The sequence below is a fragment of the Bifidobacterium sp. wkB338 genome (genome assembly GCF_003688325.1).
In the GTDB taxonomy this organism is placed as follows: Bacteria; Actinomycetota; Actinomycetes; order Actinomycetales; family Bifidobacteriaceae; genus Bombiscardovia; species Bombiscardovia polysaccharolytica.
Genome location: NZ_NPOR01000011.1, coordinates 48,192 through 70,520 on the forward strand (window position 1 = coordinate 48,192; position 22,329 = coordinate 70,520).

A 22,329-nucleotide genomic window follows, 5' to 3' on the forward strand; every position below is an offset into this window, starting at 1 on the left:
ACTCCGTAGGAAAGGGTGAGCGTGGATTTCCAAGTCTGGCCGGAGGCCATCGAGCTCGGGCGCCTCTTCGCCGAGCAGGGATATGAACTGGCGTTGGTAGGGGGTCCTGTACGCGATCTGCTCCTGCGTCGGCCCTCCCACGACCTGGACTTTTGCACCTCGGCCCGACCCGAGCAGTTCGAGCCCATCCTGCGCCATTGGGGGTCGGGCTTCTGGGATATGGGTCGTAAATTCGGCACCTTGGGTGCGCTTCGGCGGCGTCCTGACGGCACCGAGGTCAAGGTGGAGGTGACCACCTACCGGCGAGACACCTACGATCCCGACTCCCGCAAGCCCGAGGTGGACTATGGGGACAGTCTCGAGGGCGATCTTTCACGGCGTGACTTCACCGTCAATGCCATGGCCCTGCGGGTGCCCGACCTGATCTTCGTGGACCCCTACCGGGGGGCTAACGACCTGGCCAAGCAGGTGCTGCGGACCCCGGTGGATCCCCGCCAGTCTTTCGACGACGATCCCTTGCGGATGATGCGGGCCGTGCGGTTCGTAGCCCAGCTGGGATTCACCATCGCTCCGGAGACCGCAGAGGCCATCACCCGCATGACCGATCGAATCAGCATCGTCTCGGCCGAGCGGATTCGCGATGAGCTGACCAAGCTCATGCTGGCCGAACACCCCGTCCAGGGCATCGAGGCCCTGGTGCAGTCCGGCTTGGCTGACATCGTTCTGCCCGAGGTGCCGGCTCTGCAGCTGGAGATAGACGAGCATCACCGGCACAAGGACGTCTTCGAGCACACCCTGATGGTGGTGGACCGGGCCATCGCCCTGGAGACCGGACCTGACGGACCTGTGCCCGCCCCGGATCTGACCCTGCGCCTGGCTGCCCTGCTGCACGACATCGGCAAGCCCGCCACCAGACGCTTTGAGCCCGGTGGCAAGGTCAGTTTTCATCATCATGATGCTGTCGGAGCCCGGTTGGCCCGTAAGCGCCTGAAAGCCCTGCGCTTCGACCACCACCTGATCGCCGACGTCTGCGACCTGATCTCCATGCACCTGCGCTTCCATGGCTATGTGGACGAGCGGTGGACCGATGCGGCCGTCCGCCGTTATGCCCGGGAGACCGGTCCGCTTTATGAGCGGCTCAATCGCCTGACCAGGGCCGATGCCACCACCCGAAACAAGCGCAAGGCCCAGGTCTTCTCCTCAGCCATGGACGAGCTGGAGGACAGGGTGGCTCAATTGCGCCAGCAGGAGGATCTGGATGCCATCCGGCCCGACTTGGATGGACGACAGATCATGCAGATTCTGGGCCTCAAGCCCGGACCGCAGGTGGGACGTGCTTACCGGCACATGCTGGACTACCGCCTGGATCAGGGCCCTGTCGACCGGCAGACAGCCGAGCAGGAGCTACGGGACTGGTGGCAAAGAGAAGGCGCCGACCAAGCCTGACCCAGGTCAACCCTTCCCCGGAACTCCTGGTCAGAAAGCTGCGAACATTGGCGGCGAGGATTGTGGTGTCGTTGTGTTGAATCCGGCAGTAAGCCGGATCGCCAGCGTCAGGCCTTGGGAGCCTTGGGCAGGTTCTTCATGGAGGAGGGATCGGCCTGGCAGCCCTTGATGGCTTCGATCTTACGGCCCACGACAGAGGTGCTGTCCTCGTCGTTCAGATCGTTAAAGGTGGCCCCGACGACCACGTCGATCAGATCGTCGCCGCGGTCGTCCATGATCAGCACGGCATCGTTGAATTGGGATCCCACTGTGTAGCCACGGTCAATGGCCGAGGCCCCGAAGCGTATCTCGGTGCGTGCAGTCTCGGTCTTGCCTGGATAGTCCGCCACATCCTGCATGTTGAATCCCCGATTGCGCAGGGCCGAGGCCAGGGCAGTGGCCAGACCGGACTTGTTGGTTCCGTTGAGCACCCGCACGCGGATGTCGGGGTGGTTGACCAGCTTGGACTTGTCAGGCGGGCAGGGCACGGCGACCCCATAGTTGGGCTTGGCGATGCTGGTGTGTTTGGCGTTATGCCCGATGGACCCGAAGATGATCAGACTGCATATGACCAGGATGGCCACTAGGGCGCTGACGACTATGGTGAAGACCATCTTCTGCCGCCGTCGTACGAACTGCCTGCGGGCCTCGCGTTCGTCCAGTGGTTCGGGATTCGTCATGTTGCCTACTCTACTGTCTATGGGTGACTCGCAGTGGGACCATCCTGGGCAGGACTGGCGAGTCAGCCTCGATGATCCTGTCCACGGCATTTTGCTCCCGCCAGAGCCTTATCAGTGCGATTGCCTGCTCGGGCCGAGGGGCCATGACCACAACCGAGGGGCCTGATCCAGAGACGAAAGCCGGCCCGATGCCTGCCCGTCGGGCAAGGTCCAGAGCTTGGCGTGAGCGCGGGTGCAGAGTGCAGGCGGTCTCCTGCAGGTCGTTCAGATCGTGGGAGCCGGGTCCGATCAGATCGAAGGCCTTGTAGACCTGGGCTGTGCTCAGTTGGCTCTCGTAGGCCCCGATCAGGAGGTGTCCGGTCAGCCCAGCTCGGGACAGCCGCTGGGCCTGCGGGCCATCAGGATCCAGGGGTTCCAGAATCTGGCCGAAACCTGTGCCTCTGCTGAGCCCTCCATGCAGGCAGAAGGGCAGATCCGCGCCCAGACTGGCAGCGATTCGATCCAGGTCGGCGGCAGCCATCCCTAGATTCCAAAGCCGGTTCAGGCCCAGCATGGTTCCGGCAGCATCCGCTGATCCGCCGGCCAGGCCGGCGCCCACCGGTATCCGTTTGACGATGTGGATGGCCACATCAGGCTCGTGCCCGGTGGCTTGGGCCATGGCCAGGAGGGCTTTGACGGCTAGGTTGGCGTGTGGATCGGCATCCCGGCGGTTCAGGTCGCCAAGGTGCTCACCCTCCAAGCTCAGGCGGAAGCCGCTGCCAGGTTCTGTCGGGCGCAGTTCCACCCGGTCCCAGATTCCCACGGCGCTGTATATGGTGTCCAGGCGGTGTCGTCCTCCAAGGTCGGTTCGGGTAGGACCAACGCGAAGTCTCAGATTGATTTTGGCGGGACAGCAGAGGCACACGCCGTCCCGTCCGGCTGCCGGGCTCACGCGGTCACCTCGCGGCGGGCTTGCTCCAGGGCGACGAACTCCTCGATGGTCATGGTTTCCCCCCGACGTGCAGGGTCAATGCCTGCTGCCTGGAAGGCTTCGGTGGTCACCAGACCCTTCAGGGCGGCGTGCAGGGTTTTGCGGCGCTGTCCAAAGGCGGCATCGATCAGGGCGAAGACCTCGGTCCTCGTCCCCTCGTCCCCGCGCCCGCGTCCATCCTTGTCCCGGGTGAAGGAAACCAGGGCCGAGTCCACGTTGGGGGCTGGCCAGAAGACATGGCGCCCGATTCTGCCCGCTTGGGCGGCATGCCCGTACCAGGCCAGCTTCAGACTGGGAGCGCCGTAGACCTTGGAGCCCGGGGCTGCCGTCAGCCGATCCGCCACCTCCTTCTGGACCATGACTAAAAACCGGCTCAGATTGGCGAACCGGACCAGGAGGGTCAGAATGATCGGAGTGGCAACGTTATATGGCAGGTTGGCCACCATGGCCAGGTCGGTGGCCGTGCCCGCGTCGCCTGCCAGCTGAGGGGTCAAGGTCAGGGCATCACGGTTGATCACGGTCAGCCGGTCCAGGCTCTCCGGCATGCGCTCGCGGACGGTTTGCGGAAGCTGCTGGGCCAGGACGGGATCGATCTCGTCGGCGGTCACCAGGCAGCCAGCCTCCAGCAGCCCAAGAGTCAGGGATCCCAGACCAGGACCCACCTCCAGAACGGATTGGTCGGACTCCACTCTCGCCAAACGCACGATTCTGCGGACAGTTCCTGGATCGATGACGAAGTTCTGCCCCAATCGCTTGGTGGGGTGGATATCGATCTGGTCGGCGATGCGTCGGATGTCGGCGGCACCCAGGAGGCGGTCGCTTTCGGGTTTAGTGTTCATGTCGGTTCGTTGCTCGGCGGGTGTGGTTGGGGATTAGTACGAATTATGCCGTTTTTGATATTCCAGGGCCGTACTAGGATTCCCGTACTGCTGCGCAATGTAGTAGAGGCCCCAATCGATCTGGACAGCGGCATCGTCATGCCAGTTGGCTCCAAATAGCGCCATCTTAGAGCCGGGGTAAGCCTGGGGAATACCGTAGGCGCCTGAGTTTTTATTTTCGGCATACCAGAGCCATCCTGATTCCCTGTTCCACAGTTCCACTAGAGCCGTGAACTCCGAACCTGTCCATCCGCGCTGGGCGGCAGCACCGCCGGCATAGGCCTGGGCTACTTCAGGTTCTGCGTGCCAAAGACCGCTAGGAGATGGGCTTGGCGCTGGGGACGGGGCTGGTTTGTCCTCGGGCTTAGGCTGAGTTGGTGTGCTCGGCTGTGTCGGCTGCGTGGTCTGTGGCGGCTTGGTCTGTGTCGGCGTAGGGGCCGGTGTTGATGACGACTGCGAATCCTGGCTGGGCGAGGGGCTCGGAGAGGGGGTCTTCTGCGTCTGTTGGGAGTCCTTGCCTGCGTTGCCCTTGGACTGCTGCCCGCTGTTCTGGCCCTCCTGTGGCTTGTCGGGACCGACGGCCACCACCTGATCCACTGGCATGGCTACGGTCTCCTCCTTGACCACCTGCTCCGATTCGGCCTGTCCATCCACGTAGGTGACCTGGATGGTCTGCAGGCGTTGACCGGCTACGCCCGCCTGCCGCACCTGGGTCTGACCGGGCGCCAGGCTCGGATCGACCACGGTCCTCGTGGCGAAGGGGAGGGGAACCGTTCTTTGAGTGTTTCCGTGGGTGACCCGTTGGACACGCAGCACAGTGGTGCCTTGGTCATGCTCCACGCTGACCCGATCCTCTTTGCCCAGCACGATACCCTTGGAGTCCAGGATGGAGGCGGCTGGAAGCTTGCCGTTCGGGGCCACCGAGGTCTTCCCATCAGCCACGACCGTGACCGGCCCGGCCTGATTGATGACCAGACCGCCGGTCAGCTGGTTGTAGACGTTGCCCACATCCACGGTGACCTTCATGGCCTGCTTGCGGTTCTCCTCAAAGAATCCCAGCAGCTGGTCCATGCTTGTTGCCGTGGTCCAGAAGGGCACCCGCTGCCCCTGAATGACGATGGTGGTCTGATAGGCGGAGCGCACAGTGACCGCCGCATGGTTGCGCAGCTGGCCTCCCGAGGTGGAATCGACCAGATCGTGGGTCTTGACCTTGACCCCCTGCTGGCGTAGCAGACCGTCCACGCTGTAGGCATAGGTGGTCACCATTCTGGTCTGTCCGTTGACGCTCAACGCCACGCTCTTGCGTGCAGTAATGCCGAAGGTCAGAATCATGGCCAGAACGACCAGAAGGGCGCAAGAGGCCACGCGGATCCTTCTGAGCACGACAAAACGCCGCGGTGTCCAGCGTCTGGCCATGTGCTCGCCTCCCCGTTCCTGCCTTATCTGTACCCCGCAATTCTAGCGGTGCGGGCATGGAGTAAGGCCGCACAATTCGCAAGGTCGGGCAAATATCCACATTTGTAGTAGACGGACGGCAATAAAAAAGCCGACTTGGCCTTCATCGGTCAGTCGGCTTTTTCAAGACCCGGGTCCTGGTCGGCGGGTCAACGTCAAGAGGACGGGAATGAAGGGGAATGATCCCGTCCTCGAATACGAACGGAGATGGTTGGGGAAATGCTCCGTTCGTACTTCGGAGGACGAGCCTCCGAAATGACTTACTCGAGGGAAGTATTTGTAGTTATCCAGGCAATGTCCATTATTGTAGCCTGCCAAGAAGAAAAATGAATAGTTGGATTTAATAGTTCGTTCTTGGCGTAGAGCCTCCTGTCAGAGTCGAACTGACGACCTGCCGCTTACAAGGCGGCTGCTCTGGCCAACTGAGCTAAGGAGGCGGTCCCGGTGGTCCATTACAGCATTCCGGGCCGCGGTACGAAATGATATCGTACCATCACCATGCCCCCAAGGGGACGCTGGGCGCGAAATTTCTCTCGACGTATCCAGTTCAGTCCAGTGAGCGCGGATGGCCGGAGGCGCCGATTGCGGGCATGGCTCCCTTGACGCCCACCTTGGACTGATCCAGGCCCAGAGCCTTGAGCAGGCCTGCGCGGTAGTCCAAGCCGGCCCGGGACAGGTTGCCCAGATCCCAGTAATTGCCGTTGATGCGGACCGTGGGCGTGGTCATCTGTCCCTTGTTGGACCCGGAGGGATTCCAGAGCTCCTTACGCATGGGGGTATAGGCGTCCATGGCCTTGATCCAGTCCCGGTAGTGGCCCTTGAGTGCCTGGTCGGCAACCTTGGGATCAACCCCGGCCTTGATGGCCTGCTGGCGGATCTTGTCGTTGCTGATCGGTTGGTAGTTGGATTCGTCCGGCTGGAAGTCCTTGGCGTAGAGATTGGCTATGAAGGGCAGCAGGTGGTCCGGATCGTGCTGGGCCACATAGATGGTGGCCGTGCCCGTCCTGGTCGAGTAGTTGTCCGTGGAGAGCCGGTCCATGAAGCTCATGGGGTAGATGACCAAGTTGATCTGCCCGCCATCCACAAGACCGGTCAAGGTGGAGTCCAGCCCGCGATGCAGGGCGCCGCATCCTGGGCACATGAAGTCCATGTATATCTCCACGGTCGGCGCTTTGGCCACTGGCTTGCCCAGCCCCCGGGAGCTGATCAGGAAGCCACCCTGGTCATTGGCGGCCGAGGGTTTCTCCTTGACCCGGGCGACGGCTTGCCGGGCCTGTTCCAGGTCCTGGGTTTTGACCGGGCGATGGCTGCGCCAGTAGAAGAATCCGCCCAGAGCGATCAGTGCGATGAGCACCACGGTGACAATGATGCCGATCATGGTCTGCTGGCGGCGTTCCTTGGCCTCCTGGAGCCGCCGAGCTTCTTCCTGGGCCTTGAGCGCGGCCTGATGGTTCTGCTTGCCCTTGGACATGACCTGGATCCTTTCCTTGGCATACTGAGCATAGTGTAGCCGCCGGGGGTGAAGCGCCACCTTAGGCGCGCAGGAGGCGAATGGGTGCCCAATCCATGGAGGGCTGGGTAATCAGCCCGGCCAGGAGAACGGCAATGATCAGCAACCAGACCAGGAGCAGAATCCATCTGCGACGGGGGCTACCCGGCGCATCGGGATTCTGGCGGCCCATGGGGATGCGGCCCGCCGCCAGACGCAGGACCATGTTGCCACTGCTGGCCTTGGGGGCTGAGCCGTCTTGCGTGGGCAGGGTTGTCAACAGCCAGCCGGCCAGCGTCGCCAGGGCCATGGCCAGTCCGCCGGCGGACAGTGGCCTGGCCGCTGGCAGGGGGAAGATCAGCAGGTGCCCGCCCAAGGTCAGACTTGTATGAACGGTGGTGAGGGCGCCTATCCAGGTCAGCGGCAGCGCGGCCAAGGCTTGGACAAGGATTATGCCCAGCAGGCGGAGCAGGGCGGCCGCCAGGCCCCTGAGCAAGTGCCAGGGAAGGGCGGCCGCGTTCAACAGACGGTCGGTGCCCCGCCGAGGGCCCTCGCGGCGCAGCTCCCGTTCTATTTGGGCCTTTATGCTCCATCCTGCGGTGCTCAGGGCCCAGAGGAGGATTCCGGCGGCGACCAGTGCCGAGACCGGGGCCAGAGCTGTCAGCAGGGCGGGGAGGATTCCCAGCATGACCAGGCAGGGGGTTCCCGCCTTCAGGTAGCGCAGGCGCCGCATCTGAGCTGGAGGCTGGTCTCCCAGCCAGTGGGCATTCGCCTCATTGCGGTATCCGCTGGGCAGGGGCTGTGCTGGCGGTAGCGGATCCTGAACGGTGGTGGCTTGAAGATCTTGTCGGTCGGCTAAGGGTTGTTGGTCCTGCCATGCCTGTGTCTGCTCCTCGGCTGTGGGAAGGGGATTCAACAGGCTGGTGGGCTGTTCCGTGTCGGGTAGGAGGGTCGTCTGTTCATCGGCTTCTTCCTCAGTCGGAGGTTGTGACCAGGCCGTCCGCGGACTGTCCGGATCAGCCTGCGCGATTGGCGGCATTGGCATGGTGGCCGGTTCAACGACCATGGTGGGCGAGTCGGCCTGCCCCTCAGCCTCCGAAGAGCCGCCGCCAAAAGGGCGCATCGCCTCCTGATTGTCTTTGCTGGATTCCTGGTCGTCTTGCTCTCCTTGCCAGGCCTGCGGATCCATGGCGTCCCGACCGATGGCCTCCAGAAGTTCCTCGGGCGTGCAACGTGCACCCCTGTCGGGGGAGAGGGCCGAGCGCAGGGCTCTCATGGTGCCGATGGGCAGCCCGGAAAGGTCAGCATTGCCCGAAGCCTCCCGCTCCAGAACCGCCATCATGGGTTTGTCGCCGAAGACCGCTCGTCCGGTGGCTGCATAGGCCAGAACGGCTGCCGTGCTCCACCAATCGGTTTCTTGGTCGGCCTCGGCTCCGTCAATGATCTCCGGGGCGATGAAGCCAGGGGTCCCCATGACCAGCCCGGTTCGGGTCACATGGCTTTGCCCCTGGCCCATAGCGATGCCGAAGTCCACAAGCACCGGCCCCGAGACCGAGATCATGACATTGGTGGGCTTGATGTCCCGGTGGACGATGCCCGCTTGGTGGACGGCTGCGACGGCATCGGTCAGCTTCCGTGCCAGCCGCTCCAGATCGTCACCCTGATAGGGGCCGTTGACGGCCACGTCGTCGCGAAGGTTGCGCCCCTCGATCAGTTCGGTCACGATAAAGGCCAGGGCATCATCAAGTTCCATATCCACGATCCGGCAGACGCCTGGATGGCGAATCCGTTGCAGGGCCAGAGCCTCGCGCCGCAGGCGCTCGCGGGCCGAGGCGCGGTCGCGTTCTTCAGGGCTGTCTGACGAGACTTGATCCTCCTCCAGGGATTCCCGCAGGATCTTCATGGCGTAGTCCTGGCCCCCGCCATCACGTGCGCGCCAGACGGACCCCATGGCACCACCGCCCAGGGGCTCGATCAGGGTGTAGCCCCCTACCAGCCGTCCCGGCCTCAGGTCCAAACCCTCAAGATCGCTCATATCTCCATTGTGCCCCGACTGGTTGAAAAGCACCTGATTATGGTCCCTACCGTTTCGCCGCTTCCAAGGCCGTCAGCGGCTTAATGCGTAAACAGGCATTGATACAATATTCTCGGCGGGGGAATATACAAAACAACAGAAAGAAGGGGCTTCCATGGAAGCTTCGCGCTTTGAAAAGGGATCCCAGGCCTTGGCCGCTATTGACGGCAAGGGAGGACAGGCTGTCATCGACTCCCTTCAGGATATAGCGCCGGACCTTGGCCGTTGGATTGTCGAATTTGCTTTTGGCGACATATACACCAGGAAAGGACTCGATCTTCAGCAGCGTGAGCTGGTCACCATAGGCAGTCTGGTGACGCAGGGCGACACGGCTCCACAGCTGACTGTTCACATACAGGGAGCCCTGAATGTGGGGCTGAGCAAGGCGGCCGTGGTCGAAGCCATACTCCAATGTGCTCCCTACGTGGGATTCCCCAGGGTCATCAACGCGATCAACGTGGCCAGGACGGTCTTCGAGCGCGGCTCTGAGGATTCCGACAAGCCCAAGGATTGAGTCTCGGCAAGGGTTTGCACGTCGAATTCAGGCCTTGGTGTATAGTGGACACTGGCTCAAGGGAGAGTTTCTCTTAACCACAAAATAGAAAACCGTCGCATGGCCATGCCGATGTCGGTGTTGACCCCGGGACGGAAACCACAGTGAAAATCAACCCTTCACTACGGATCGTTCGGCACGTACCTGCCGATGAAAGGATGAACAATGGCAGAAGTGGTATTCGACCACGTCACTCGTATCTACCCGGGCAACGATGAGCCCTCGGTCAGTGACCTTAGTCTGGACATCAAAGACGGTGAATTCCTTGTTCTGGTAGGGCCTTCCGGCTGCGGAAAGTCCACCACCCTGCGCATGCTGGCCGGCCTGGAAGAGGTCAACAAGGGGCGCATCATGATTGGTGACAAGGACGTGACGACCATGCAGCCCAAGGACCGCGACATCGCCATGGTCTTCCAGAACTACGCCCTTTACCCCCACATGACCGTGGCCGACAACATGGGCTTCGCCCTGAAGATCGCTGGCACCCCCAAGGATCAGATTCGCCAGCGGGTGGAGAAGGCCGCCGAGGTGCTGGATCTGACCGAGTACCTGGACCGCAAGCCCAAGGCTCTGTCAGGTGGTCAGCGTCAGCGTGTGGCCATGGGCCGCGCTATTGTGCGTCAGCCCAAGGTCTTCCTGATGGATGAGCCTCTGTCCAACCTGGACGCCAAGCTGCGTGTCCAGACCCGTACCCAGATCGCTGCTCTGCAGCGTCAGCTCAACGTCACCACCCTGTATGTGACCCACGATCAGACCGAGGCTCTGACCATGGGCGACAGGATCGCTGTCATCAAGTTGGGCGTCCTGCAGCAGGTGGGTGCGCCTACCGAGCTCTATGATCGGCCTGAGAACGTCTTCGTGGCTGGCTTCATCGGTTCGCCCTCCATGAACATCAACATCCATCCCGTGGTCAACGGCCAGGCCAAGATCGGCGAGGACACCATCAGCCTGCCGCGCGAGGCCGTCGACAAGCTGACCCCTGAGGACCAGGGCAAGATCGTCGTGGGCTTCCGTCCCGAGAATGCCGGTCTGGCCAGCCCCTCCGATCCGGATGCCTTCTCCTTGAAGGTGGCCAACGTGGAGGATCTGGGCTCCGACGGTTACATCTACGGCAACATTCTGACCGACAACAGCATGGCTGAGCAGGCCATCGTCATGTCCGACCAGAACAAGCTGACCACCATCCGCGTCAACCCGCGCGACCTGCCCAAGGTGGGCGACGTGGTCAAGATCCACATCGATCCTGAAAAGATGCACCTCTTCTCCCCGGCCAGTGAGCTGCGGCTGAACTGAGCCTTTCTGTGACCCTGTGGTTCGGCCACGGTTTCCCGCCGAGCCGCAGGGCCCGTATCCGATCATTGATATCATCTCCTTTCCTTGTTAACCGGGTGACCAGGAGCCCCGCGCGGCGCATCCGTGCGGGGCTCTTCCCGTATAGGATGGGCGGCGATGGGATGGATGAAGCATGACTAGCGTGAACATCAACCGGGCGACGGCCTCCTCTCTGGACCCTCGTGCCCTGAAAGCCACCTCGATAAAGACCACGGCCGATCCCTCCTCTGAGCAGGAGCCGACTGCCCTGCACATCACGGCCACCAGCTCCAACCCCAGGATGTTTACCCTGCCCTGGGAGCGGCCGCTGGCCACCTGGCCCCGGGATCTGCTGGCCAACCTGCCCAGAGGCATCTCCCGGCACGTGGTTCGCTTTGTCCACGTGGGCGACGATGTCTACGCCATGAAGGAGATCACCCAGAGGGTGGCCGAGCGTGAGTACGAACTTCTGCGCAAGCTGAAAAAACTGGAGCTGCCTACGGTCAATCCCATCGCCGTGGTCACCGGTCGACACACCCGTGAGGGCGAGCCTCTTGAGGCCATGCTGGTCACCCAACACCTGAAGTTCTCACTGCCCTACCGTGCCCTATTCGCCCGCAATCTGCGCCCGGACACGGCCGAGCGTCTGATCGATGCTTTGGCGGTCCTTCTGGTGAGGCTCCATCTGGCCGGTTTTTACTGGGGCGACGTTTCCCTGTCCAACGTGCTCTTTCTGCGCGATGCCGATGCCTTCTCGGCCTTCCTGGTCGATGCCGAGACCGGCGATCTGCATCCCAGCCTGACCGACGGCCAGCGCGAGTACGACATTGATCTGGCCAGGACCAACATCATCGGTGAGCTCATGGATCTGGATTCCGGCAACCTGCTGGCCGGCGAGGTGGACGAGGTCGGTGTGGGCAACCGGCTGGTGGACCGCTATCACTCACTCTGGAGCGCCTTGACGGACGTGGACAGCTTCGACCCGGATGAGATGTGGAAGATCGAGCGCCGCGTCAACCGGCTCAACGATCTGGGCTTCGACGTGGACGAGCTGGAAATGAAGACCGAGGAGGACGGCAACCGGGTGCTGGTGCGGCCCAGGGTGGTCGATGCCGGCTACGCCTCTCGCAAGCTGCTGCGGCTGACTGGTCTGGACGTGCAGGAGAACCAGGCCCGGCGGCTGCTCAACGATTTGGATGCCTATCGTGCCTCCACCTGGCGTCAGGGCGAGGACTTGGAGATCGTGGCCACCGACTGGATGCGCGAGGTCTTCGAGCCTACTGTGCGCATGATCCCGCCGGAATATCGTTCGCAGATCGAACCGGCCCAGTTCTTCCATGAGGTGCTGACCCACCGCTGGCTGATGGCCGAGAAGGCCGGCCACGATGTGCCCATGGCCGAGGCCGTGCAGAGCTACATCAGCGAGTCCCTGCCCGAGTACCGGCTGGATTCCGAGGACATGAAGACCATCAATGAAGAGGCCGATGCCGGGGTGGTCGACGACGAGATGAATTGGCAGGGCGGTCATGCCCAGGCCGGTCAGGATGAGCAAGCCGGCCGCGATCGGACCGACAAGGATGCAAATGGCCGTGAAGTGGAAGGCCAAGACGCAGCTGACAGTGAGGTGACTGACCAAACCAATGCTGGAGGCCAGACCCGAGCAGGCACCCAGACGGACCGTGACCGGGCTGTCGAGGAGGTGTCGTCGCAGCCGGCCTTTGAGGACGCGAATGGCGGCCGACGCTCGCTGAGATCGGTCTACGCCCCTGGCAGCCTGGATGCGGCTGCCGACCAGGACGATCAGGACGATGCAGTCTGGGCTTCCAGCTGATTCTTTGGTCTGTGCGGCAACCAGTCTGCAGCAGGCTATTACCGCACGTAGGCTGTTGCCGCCTGGCTTGTCTGTCTTCAGATTGCCGGTGTCTGCCTGGAGCTATTGCGCTTGGCTGGCGGACCGTCGGCGTGCCATGGCTACGGCGTAGAGGCTGATGCCAGCCGCAACCGAGGCGTTCAGGGACTCCACCGAGCTGGAAATGGGGATGGAGGCCAGGGCATCACAGTTCTCGCGGACCAGGCGGCTCAGCCCCTTGCCCTCGGAGCCCAGGACCACCACCAGCGGATCAGTCTCGAAGCCTGTCTCGCCTACTGTGGTGGTGCCTGCGCCGTCCAGGCCAACCGCGTAGTAGCCGCGCTCCTTGAGTCCTTGGATGGCCTTTGTCAGATTGACCACGCGGGCCACAGGCAGATGGGCGGCGGCTCCGGCAGACACCTTCCAGGCCGCAGCTGTGACCGAGGCGCTGCGTCGCTCGGGCAGGACCACCCCCGAGGCGCCGAAGGCCGCTGCTGAACGGATTACGGCCCCGAGATTCTGCGGGTCAGTGACCCCGTCCAGGGCGATGAACAGCGGGCGGGCGGCAACCTTGGTCGCCTGATCGGCTCCTTCCAGGGCGGCCGCGTGCTTCTCGGCCCTGTCGACCAGGCTCTGCAGGGAGGCGTACTGGTAGGGCTGCACCTTGAGGACTACGCCCTGGTGGTTGCTGGACCGGGCGATGCGGTTCATCTCCAGACGGTCGGCTTCCAGCAGGTTGAGTCCCTCTTGCCCGGCCAGCCGTACGATTTCTCTGGTCCTGTCGTCGTGTTCCATCCGGGCGGCCAGATAGAGCTGGCTGGCTGGGACTCCTACACGCAGGGCTTCCAGGACTGCATTGCGGCCGATGACCAGATCATCGGAATCAGAGGTGAATCGGTCGGCCCGGCGGCGGGCTGCCAGACGTGGATCGGCCGCCTGCCTGCGCTGGGCCGCCTGCCGGGCCTTATAGGCCTTGTGGTAGACGCGATCCTCGGCCTTGGGGGTAGGCCCCCGTCCGCGCAGTTTGTTGCGGTGCTTGCCGCCCGAACCCTTGGTCGGGCCTTTCTTGTTAGCCATGTCTTCAGTGTAAAGGCAGGCGGGAACCGGTAGTTGTCTGTCGGCCTCAATATCTGCAGGGCGAGGACACACTGTAATCAGGCCGTGTGAGTCACCCCAGAGCGGCTACCTGATCGGGATCTGGGAACTCCATCCACTCGACCGGAGACTGTCCGCTTGAGGCCGGGGTAACGGCGATGTGGGCCATGGATGACCGGGCCGAGGCCCCATGCCAGTGTCTGACGCCTGCCGGGCAGAAGACCACGTCGCCGGGTTCCAGCCTGCGGGGCTGATGGCCTTCCTCCTGCTCCCACCCCTGCCCGGCGGTGACAATCAGCAGCTGGCCGTGTGGGTGCGTGTGCCAACGGTTGACGCATCCGGGTGCGAAGGTCACATTGCTGGCGGCGCATTCTGCGTCTGGATCAGTCAGTCGGTGCAGCCAGACATGACCGGTGAAGTTGGGTCCATCAGCCGAGTCTCCCAAGGGATAGGGCCCTGAATCCGGCTCCGTCCCGGCAGCAGTTGCGGTTGCAGGTGCAGTGGTGTCCTGGCTCTCGTCGTCACGGTCGCCCTCACCGTAGACCTCCTTGGCCAGGTCGAAAGCCGACCATGCCTTGGGCCAGCCTGCATAGAAGGCCAGGTGGGTGATCAGTGCCACCATTTCAGTGCGGGTGACGCCATTGCCCTTGGCCATGGCCATATGGCTCTTCAACTGGGGGAAGAGTCCCATGCTCATCAGACCTGCGCAGGTGATCATGCTACGGTCCCGAGCTGAAAGTTCGTCTTCGCGGGACCAGACCTGGCCGAAGAGTACATCATCGTTGAGGTGGGCGAATTGTGGTGCGAACCGACCGAGCCGGTCGTGGCCCGCCGTCTGTTTGATTGCCATGGGTTAGTCTCCTTGCCATCATCTTGGCCGGGTCATTCCGGCAGATTCAGCTATACTCCTTCGAGTGCGCTCGAAGTCAAGGATGCCCAGACTATCCCGGATGATCAGCGAGGTAGGCAGGGTCAGGGCTCCGGGGTCCTCAGTAACAGGCGGGATGCCGGCTTTGCGCAGCCGGGCGATCAGGGCGGACTGTTGGCGGGATTGCCCGGTTTCGGGCTTCCGGCCAAGCAGAATATCCGCTGCAGCATGTCCTATGGCTTTGCGGGGGATCCGAATCGTAGCGACGGCCGGCTTGACGACAGGAGCGACCATGGTGTTGTCAAATCCGATGACGCCAACCCTGTCAGGCACGGTGATTCCTTTGGATTGCAGTCCCAGAATGACTCCAGCGGCAATCAGGTCATTGTAAGCGACCACAGCATCGGGAGGTTCCTGCTCCAGAGCGGCTGCAGCCTGCCTGCCGCCTTGGACAGTAGGATCCACTGGACCCATTCGCCGGCATTCCAGCCCCATAGCCCGACTGAGTGCTTGCACGCTCTCCCAACGGGAACGGTCGGACCAGGCCCCCACCCGGCTGGCTATGTAGACTACGGACCGTCGTCCCTGTCGCCGTAGCAGTTCCAAGGCTTGGGCTAGGCCGGTGGAGGCGTCGGGCAGGACGGAGGGAAGGCCCTCCATGGGGCGGTTGAGAATTGCAAGAGGCAGGCGGCGCCCCAGGCGCCGAGCCGTTGATGCTCGGACCTGATCAGTGGCCAGAATGATTCCACGGGTGTGCCCGACCAGTTGTTCCAGCAGGTCTTCCGTATGCCCCAGCTCGGCTCCGGCTTCGATGATGCCGACTGCACCTTGCTCAGGAAGAGCTTCCTGAGCGCCGGCAAGGATCTGGGAGGAGATGCCGTTGGAGGTGTCCTGGACCAGAAAGGTTATCATGACCGGCCCGGTCGCATCCTTGCTGGGAGGGTGATCAGGCAGGGGGTATCCCATGGATCGGGCCAGGGAGCGGATCTGGCTGGCTGTCTGCGAGTTCAGCCGACTGGGATTGTTGAGCGCGCGGGAGACCGTGGACGGGGACACTCCGGCCTTTGCGGCCACGTCGATCATGCGCACGCGTCGGTGCCCTTCCCGCCCCTGTGCGGGCTCCGGGGATCTCCTGGACAAGCCTGATGCTCCGTTCCTTGCCTGATATGGCTGCACTGGCATTGTAGGCGCCCTGCCTGCAGATCGGCGCTGATGCGTCCGAAGACCTCCTCGGTCAGCGGATAGCAGCGGATGAGCAGGACCGAGATGGTGAACATGGCAGCCGGTACCAGGCCCACAGCCAGTCGCATGTTGATGCCCAAGGCCGGATTCTGGGCAACATTCATGCCCGGCCTGTAACCCAGGAAAGACAGGATGGCCGGCCCCGCCCATCCATTGATGGCCGCTCCGACCTGGCGGGTGATGCTGAGGGCGGCCATGGAGGCTCCGGCGGTGTTTCCGTTGCCTGTTCGCCACTGCTCGTACTGCACCGAATCCGCCTGCATGGCCCAAATGCAGGGGGTGATGACCTGCACTCCGATGCCGTTCAAGGCTATGCAGGCAACGGCAGGCCAGGCGGACCGGACCAGGATGAAGGCCAGCGAGGATCCGATGACCATCAGTCCGCCCAAGGTCCAGGTGCCCCGTTTACCTAGACGCTGCACCAGCCATGGCGAGCAGGGGGCTACAACCACCCCGGCAAGGACGCCCACCAACGTCAGGGCGAAGGTGATTCGTCCGGTCTGCCCAGGGTTGCCGACGGTCAGAACCTCTTTAGCGACGATGGGGGCCAGCGAGGCCACAGGATTGGTCAGGAACAAGGTGGCCAGACAGACCACCAGCAGGGGGCGATTGCCGGCTAGAAGCCGCAGATCCTCTTTCAGGGAGGTGCGAGGAGCTGCCGGAGGCAGGTAGCGCTCCCTGGTGGTCCGGGCCATGATCAGATAACCCAGGGAGCCAAGCAGACAGCAGGCGGCGACCACCGGAAGAAAGAGTCGGGAGGGGTCCATGTCGTTGACCCGCGGAGCCAGGGTAAAGGTCAGGACGACCCCTGCCGCCGCTCCGCCGAAGGTGCGGGAGGCCGCCAGGCGCTGGCGGTCGTCGGGGTCCCGGGTCATGGCTCCCAGCAGGGCTCCGTAGGGCACGCCGCCCAGGGCTCCAAGGAGCTGATAAAGCAGGTAGGTGGCGATGGCCCAGCCGATGCGCACCGGCATGGGGGCGCCCGCCGGAATGGTGTACATCAGGGTGACGGAGATCATCATCGGCAGGCCGAAGACGACCACCAGCCGCCGCAGACCGCCCTCCTGGTCTTTGGCGCGTCCGTCGGTGATTCTTCCGGCGACCATGTAGACCAGGGCCTGGAAGAGGTGGGCTCCCAGGAAGATGTCGGCCACCAGCATAGGGTCCATGCCCAGGTAGAGGTAATAGGTGGTCAGAAAGAGGTTGGTCATCTGCCAGCCGACGTTGTTGGCGGCATCGCCCAGTCCGTAGCCCAGAATGGCGGACCTGGGCAGGGACTCAGCGTTCATGGTCGCCCTCGGCGATGAGACAGGGAAGGGAGACGGGGGATTCAGGTCCGGCTCCTGCCGCATTGATGGCGCTGACGCTGACCGTGTACTTACCGGGCCCCAGATCATCGAGGGTCAAGGTGGTCTGTTTCGCGGCCAACCGCAGTCTTGTATTCTGCCTACTGCCCATTTCGCGCATGGTGACCAGATAGGCCTGTAGAGGGATGCCTCCATCGTTCGGGGGCGACCAGGATGCCTGCATGGTTTTACCGGAAGAAGTCAGCCCGGGTTTGGCCGGGCGTCCGGGCGCATGTCCCAGAATCAAGGGATCGCCTTGGGAAGAAGGGGGCGAGACCCGGCCATCCTCGGTGGTAAAGGTTGCCATGACCCGGTAGATGCCTGGTGGAATCTGTCGGAAACTGTGGGTCTGCCCGCCGGCGGGCAGCCAGACGGTCGGCTCGGGCTCATGGTCGTCGGTCGGTTTCAAGGTCAGTTCGCACCCTGAAAACCCCTGAGGGACCTGGTCAACAGTCACATGTACGGTCATGTCCGCCGAATCAATGCTGACCTGGGGGTCGCTGGGCCTGGGTAGCGCCGGATCAGTCCTTCCGGCTTTCTGAGGGCCTATATGCAGTTCAAGCGGGTCTGCAGGTTCGCCGATGCCTGTGGAGTTGCACTCCTGCAGGATCATACGCCAGGAGCCGAAGGGGATTCCGTCCAGGTGGGCCCGTCCTTGAGGCCGGTCCAGGTGGAAGGTCATGGACCTGCCTTTTCGGTCACGCAGAAGGACCTGGGCGGTGTGGGGCGCGTCTGCCTGGTGTCGGATTGGTCCGTGCTGCCAAGCCAGGCGCAGACGGTGTCCGTGAGGCTGGGCGTCGATGTTCTTGGGAGCTGCGGGTATGGCTGGCAGACGATGGCGGGCGAAGGCCATGATCTGGCTCAGCTGCAGGGCGTACCGTCCTCCCTGATAAGGGTTGGCGCGCAGCCGGGTTGCCTCGATTTTGATGAACCTGATATTGCTCATTGGAGCAAAATCGAAGGCCTGCGGTCGGCCGTCCGTCGGCAGCGGATAGTTGTGGCGGCTGCAGACCCGAGTCCAGTTGCGGCCGTCTGATGAAAGACTGATGGAGAAATCAAGCGGAAAGCCCTGACCCTGGTTGGGGTCAGTCGATCTGTGGCCGGTTGCGTACTCCAACACGCCGAAGGAATCGGTGCCTGACCACTGGCTGGATTGGCTGGCATCTCCGGACGGATTGCGGCCCCGAGGTACCAGAACCACCTGGGACAAGGTGGCCGCCTGCCGCATCTCCAGGAGAATCCATTCCGGGCGGTTCCGGTTGCTGACGAAGCTGGACCATCCGAATCGGTCGTAGGCGGCTCCGAGACGGCCGTCGACCAGGGCAGCCCTTGTCCATCCTGGCAGATCAGCCTGGGAGGAGACTTGGACTCGTGCTCCTGCGGCAAGATTGGCCCGAGCCTGTCGGGGAGGCCGCCGCCCTGCGGTGAAGGTGACCGTCACTGTGGCAGTCTCCTGCAGCGCCCCCTGGAAGCGTACGCGGGCCCGGTAGAGATGCCCGGGCTCCAGGCCGGAGGGATTGACAGTGTAGTAGATATCCTGCTCGTGGCGCAGGTTCCCGTTCATGCTTTCCAGGCTGAAGGCGCCTTCGGCATCCTCCAGGACCTGGGCGGTCCAGTGCTCGCTCATTGCGCCGCCCTCCTGGCGTAGATGGATGCAGTGCTTGACCTCCCGTGATACCCATTCCACCCGGCCCAGGTCGATGCGGGGGCGTGCGGTCCCCAGCCGAGGCGGAGCGGCATGGTCGATCCATCCCAGGAAGTTCTCCTCCCGGAAGACCTGTCGCCCCTGCTTGCGCACACACAGGACCAGAAGGAGTCGGGCCCCCTGGCTGGCCTGATCCTCGGGCACGGTGATGGTCACAGGTACGGTCCGCCAGGAGGCATATGGGACCTGCACCCGTCGGCGTCCTCGGTCGACAACTACCCGTCTGCCCCCTGGGCCACGTTGCCAGGCCACTTGCCAGACCAGCTCAAGGTCGGTCCCCCGACGCTCCTCGTCATTGTGGACAATGATGGTACGTCGGCTGGTCGTTGCGCGTGGGTAGATCCTGTGGGGCTGCCCCAGGCGCGGTTCGCGGTCGAATTCCTTGTCGTAGGCGGCGACATCTGCGAAGGAGGCGGCTATATATCCAAAGGCCGGCCCCTCCTGCCAGGGTTCATCCTTGCCGCGCCAGGGATCGAATTGGGGGCGCAGCAACCTTTTAGGGTTAAGCCCCCCGCGGATTCTGCGCCGGTCCGGTTCCAGACAGGCCTCGATGTTGTCGTAGATGAAGGCGGAAATGCAGAAGGGCTTCCAGTCGACCACTCGCGTGGTCCGTATGCCCCTGGTCACCCGTCCGACCTCCCGGCCGAAGTCCGCCCGGGAGATGGTGTCCGGATCGCCGTTGAGCCGGCCATGGTAGATGTCGGCAATCTGCCCCTGCTCATCGTAGCGGGGGATTCCCGCGGTGGAGACCGAGAATTCCTCGCCGGCGGCCAAGGGCAGCGGTGAATCGATGTCGTAGAGGGCATAGATGTCTGGAGCCGAGGTCATACCCGAGGGATACCCACCGTAATAGTGGCGGGAATCTTCATCGGTAATGGGGGCATTGAAGCCGTCATTGACCACTGGCCGGGTACCGTCCTGCTTATGGACGGCTGCTTGCAGGGCTGGGATGAGCAGGTCGCCATCCTTTGGATTCCATGCCTCGTTGGTGGTGGACCAGAGGACGATGCTGGGGTGGTTCCGGTAGGCCCGCACCCACCGCTGTGTCCACTCGACATAGTGCCCGATGGCTTCAGGTCCGTAGCTCATGTGGAATGGCGGATTCAGTTGGACATTGGCTGGAGAGCCCGGATTCCAGAAGGCCGTCTCCTCCTCAAGGAGCATGCCGGTCTCGTCGGCGTGGTCGGCCAGGGCTTGCGAGGGGACCGAGCGGATGTGGTTGCGCAAGATGTTGAAGTTGGCATGTCGATAGGCATCCACCCAGGCCTTGGTCATGTCCTGACCGGATTGGTTGTCGTCAAGGATCAGCCCATATGCATCGCCGGCCTCGTTGATGAGGTCGCGGCTGCCTTGGTTGAGCAGGCAGAGGGAGTCGCCGCGCAACCGGATGGGCATGCCGTTGAGCAGGTACCGGTCTCCCTGGCGCTGGAATTGCCGGAAGCCAAATCGCTCCTGGGAACGGTCGACCACATGGCTGCCGATGTTAAGAACAGCCTGCATGACATACAGGAAGGGATCGGTCCGGGACCAGTAGTGGGCGTCCGGCCAGGCCATCTGCAGGCGGATGACCTTGGAGGAGCGGGGATTCAGGGAGCAGGACACCGGGTTGAAGGCCAGCACGGTCCGGCCCTTGGACATCGAAGATTTCCAGGGTCGGATGTCGGCCCTGAACCGCAGATCGCATGGGCGCCCGCTGGTGTTGACCAGCGTCGCGTTGAGCTCCAGCCGGTCGTTGGAAGGGTCGGCATCGCCGCCCAGATCGGGGATGATCTGCAGATCTTCGATGCGGATCTTGGGCTTGCTGCTGAGCCAGACGTCGCCGCCCAACCCCAGCCGCCCGACGAGATTCTCTGTGCCAAAGGGGAAGAGCAGCCGGTCAGGGCCCTCTGTAGAAGTCAGGGCATCGGTGGGAAGGGATTTGACGCTCCAGATTTCGATTCTTATCTGGTTGCGTCCGGCATGAACCGCCCTCGTGACATCCAGGTCATAGGGGAGCAGCGTCATCAGATAGCCCCTGGTGGATGACGGCCCCACCGGTATTGCGTTGATTGACACCTTGCCCAAGGTGGCTAGGGCATCCAGATGCAGGATTATATCCTCATTCGGGTCAAGGGTGTCTAGGAAGAATTCCCTGAGGTAGACGCCATGGCGGAGGTCTCGGCTCCAGGAGGCCGGATAGCCGGTGGTCTCTGGCAAGCTGTCCCACCAGGTGGGCACCATGACGGGATATCCCCGGTCTCCGTCGTCGGGGTGGAAGTCCCAGATGCCGTTGAGATTGAGTTTCACGCCGCTTCGCCTCGCTGCCTGCTGCTGTGTCAGTTTCCGACCGGTCATTATGGCCTGTCAACAGGCAGAGTACATCGAATTAAGGCATTGCCATTTATTGCCAATCCGGACCCGGGTAGTGGGGGCAAGGCTTGCTTCAAACATGGCGGTTGAAGGCAGGCTTCTGGCCTGAGCGTTCTGGGAAGGTCGGTGAATATACAGGCACAAGCATGCAGATGCCAGGCCTTATGGGCCAGGCCTGAGGCTGATCAGTCCGAGACGTCGGCCTTGTAGAAGTTGACGTAGGAGCGGGAAGGGGTTGGCCCGCGCTGGCCCTGGTAATGGGAGCCGTTGTGCTTGGAGCCGTAGGGGTACCGGGCGGGCGAGGAGAGCTGGAAGAAGCACATCTGGCCAATCTTCATGCCGGGCCAGAGCTTGACCGGAAGGGTGCTCACGTTGGACAGCTCCAAAGTGATGTGCCCTTCAAAGCCGGGATCGACGAATCCGGCGGTGGAGTGGGTCAGAATGCCCAGACGGCCCAGGGAGCTCTTGCCCTCCAACCGGGCGGCCAGGGTGGAGTCCAGCTTGACGTACTCCCAGGTGGATCCCAGAACGAACTCGCCGGGGTGTAGGATCCAGGGTTCGTCCTTGGGCACCTCGAACTGCTCGGTCAGCGCACCTTGGTCCTCCGCCGGATCCACATAGGTGTACTGATGGTTGTTGAAGACCCGGAAGTAGCGGTCTAGACGCACGTCCACGCTGGATGGCTGAACCATGGCCGGCGTCCACGGGTCCAGATTCAGGTGTCCTGCCTGGTGGGCATCCAGGATGTCATGGTCGCTGAGCAGCATGCCGGGGTATCTCCTTTAGGTTCGTCGGTCGAGGGTCTCTCCTCTGGCGGGAAACCATTCTGAATCCAGTCTAACCGGGCCTATACCCGCTTTCTGATCTGGCTGTATTCACAGAGAATTTTCAGATAACGCTATCGTCACCATAAGGTAGCTGTTCTTTACTATAGATGTCGGCTCAAAAACCGATGGGCGGTTGACCTCCGCCCGACAACTGAT

At 62.8% G+C, this 22,329-nt stretch carries 15 protein-coding genes, 1 tRNA gene and 1 pseudogene; 4 read left to right on the forward strand and 13 right to left on the reverse strand.

All coding sequences use genetic code 11. The features are described 5' to 3' along the window. The first annotated feature begins 21 nt into the window (after positions 1-21). Complete coding sequence (locus CI603_RS01705; RefSeq protein WP_121912788.1) at positions 22-1,446, forward strand: CCA tRNA nucleotidyltransferase; 1,425 nt, start codon at positions 22-24, stop codon at positions 1,444-1,446. A 107-nt stretch (positions 1,447-1,553) separates the two neighbouring features. Here the strand turns inward: CI603_RS01705 and CI603_RS01710 are convergent, their stop codons facing one another. The 7 genes from CI603_RS01710 to CI603_RS01740 form a co-directional block, all read right to left on the reverse strand. Continuing rightward, on the reverse strand, positions 1,554-2,165 hold the full coding sequence (locus CI603_RS01710) for a LytR C-terminal domain-containing protein (protein WP_046323561.1): 612 nt from the start codon (positions 2,163-2,165) through the stop codon (positions 1,554-1,556). A 10-nt stretch (positions 2,166-2,175) separates the two neighbouring features. Next, complete coding sequence (locus CI603_RS01715; RefSeq protein ID WP_121912790.1) at positions 2,176-3,096, reverse strand: 4-(cytidine 5'-diphospho)-2-C-methyl-D-erythritol kinase; 921 nt, start codon at positions 3,094-3,096, stop codon at positions 2,176-2,178. Continuing rightward, a complete protein-coding gene (gene rsmA / locus CI603_RS01720) occupies positions 3,093-3,974 on the reverse strand; it encodes a 16S rRNA (adenine(1518)-N(6)/adenine(1519)-N(6))-dimethyltransferase RsmA (RefSeq protein ID WP_121912791.1) in 882 nt (293 codons plus the stop codon). The genes CI603_RS01715 and rsmA overlap by 4 nt, the downstream gene beginning before the upstream one ends. Positions 3,975-4,007: 33 nt before the next feature. Further along, complete coding sequence (locus CI603_RS01725) at positions 4,008-5,429, reverse strand: G5 domain-containing protein (protein ID WP_121912792.1); 1,422 nt, start codon at positions 5,427-5,429, stop codon at positions 4,008-4,010. A 402-nt stretch (positions 5,430-5,831) separates the two neighbouring features. Further along, positions 5,832-5,905, reverse strand: a tRNA-Thr gene (locus CI603_RS01730). Between the two features lie 110 nt (positions 5,906-6,015). Beyond that, a complete protein-coding gene (locus CI603_RS01735) occupies positions 6,016-6,939 on the reverse strand; it encodes a thioredoxin domain-containing protein (RefSeq protein WP_121912793.1) in 924 nt (307 codons plus the stop codon). A 61-nt stretch (positions 6,940-7,000) separates the two neighbouring features. Beyond that, positions 7,001-8,992: a serine/threonine-protein kinase gene (locus CI603_RS01740; protein WP_121912794.1), complete on the reverse strand. Its 1,992-nt coding sequence runs from the start codon at positions 8,990-8,992 to the stop codon at positions 7,001-7,003. A gap of 154 nt (positions 8,993-9,146) precedes the next feature. Between CI603_RS01740 and CI603_RS01745 the strand changes: the two genes are divergently transcribed. From CI603_RS01745 to CI603_RS01755, 3 genes and pseudogenes are all read left to right on the forward strand, one after another. Then, positions 9,147-9,545 carry a carboxymuconolactone decarboxylase family protein gene (locus tag CI603_RS01745; RefSeq protein ID WP_121912795.1) on the forward strand — a complete coding sequence of 133 codons (399 nt, stop codon included), beginning with the start codon at positions 9,147-9,149 and terminating at the stop codon, positions 9,543-9,545. 204 nt (positions 9,546-9,749) lie between these two features. Beyond that, the gene (locus CI603_RS01750; RefSeq protein WP_121912796.1) at positions 9,750-10,877 is read left to right on the forward strand and encodes an ABC transporter ATP-binding protein; all 1,128 of its coding nucleotides are present in this window, start codon (positions 9,750-9,752) and stop codon (positions 10,875-10,877) included. A 172-nt stretch (positions 10,878-11,049) separates the two neighbouring features. Beyond that, positions 11,050-12,411 (forward strand): annotated as a pseudogene (locus tag CI603_RS01755) (DUF4032 domain-containing protein); the annotation flags it as partial. Positions 12,412-12,828: 417 nt separating this feature from the next. Here CI603_RS01755 and rlmB read toward each other — a convergent pair. The 6 genes from rlmB to dcd form a co-directional block, all read right to left on the reverse strand. Continuing rightward, entirely contained in the window at positions 12,829-13,821 is a 993-nt protein-coding gene (gene rlmB / locus CI603_RS01760) for a 23S rRNA (guanosine(2251)-2'-O)-methyltransferase RlmB (RefSeq protein WP_121912798.1), read from the reverse strand. A gap of 91 nt (positions 13,822-13,912) precedes the next feature. After that, positions 13,913-14,689: a carboxymuconolactone decarboxylase family protein gene (locus tag CI603_RS01765; RefSeq protein ID WP_121912799.1), complete on the reverse strand. Its 777-nt coding sequence runs from the start codon at positions 14,687-14,689 to the stop codon at positions 13,913-13,915. A gap of 18 nt (positions 14,690-14,707) precedes the next feature. Then, positions 14,708-15,790 carry a LacI family DNA-binding transcriptional regulator gene (locus tag CI603_RS01770; protein WP_259465459.1) on the reverse strand — a complete coding sequence of 361 codons (1,083 nt, stop codon included), beginning with the start codon at positions 15,788-15,790 and terminating at the stop codon, positions 14,708-14,710. Continuing rightward, positions 15,787-17,235, reverse strand: a complete 1,449-nt coding sequence (locus CI603_RS01775; RefSeq protein ID WP_183122201.1) for an MFS transporter — start codon at positions 17,233-17,235, stop codon at positions 15,787-15,789. Before CI603_RS01775 ends, CI603_RS01770 begins: the two co-directional genes overlap by 4 nt. Beyond that, positions 17,225-21,283 (reverse strand): fibronectin type III domain-containing protein, encoded by a 4,059-nt coding sequence (locus CI603_RS01780; RefSeq protein ID WP_183122202.1) that lies wholly within the window; start codon positions 21,281-21,283, stop codon positions 17,225-17,227. The genes CI603_RS01775 and CI603_RS01780 overlap by 11 nt, the downstream gene beginning before the upstream one ends. 248 nt (positions 21,284-21,531) lie before the next feature. Then, positions 21,532-22,113, reverse strand: a complete 582-nt coding sequence (gene dcd / locus CI603_RS01785) for a dCTP deaminase (RefSeq protein WP_110425991.1) — start codon at positions 22,111-22,113, stop codon at positions 21,532-21,534. Between the last annotated feature and the right edge of the window lie 216 nt (positions 22,114-22,329).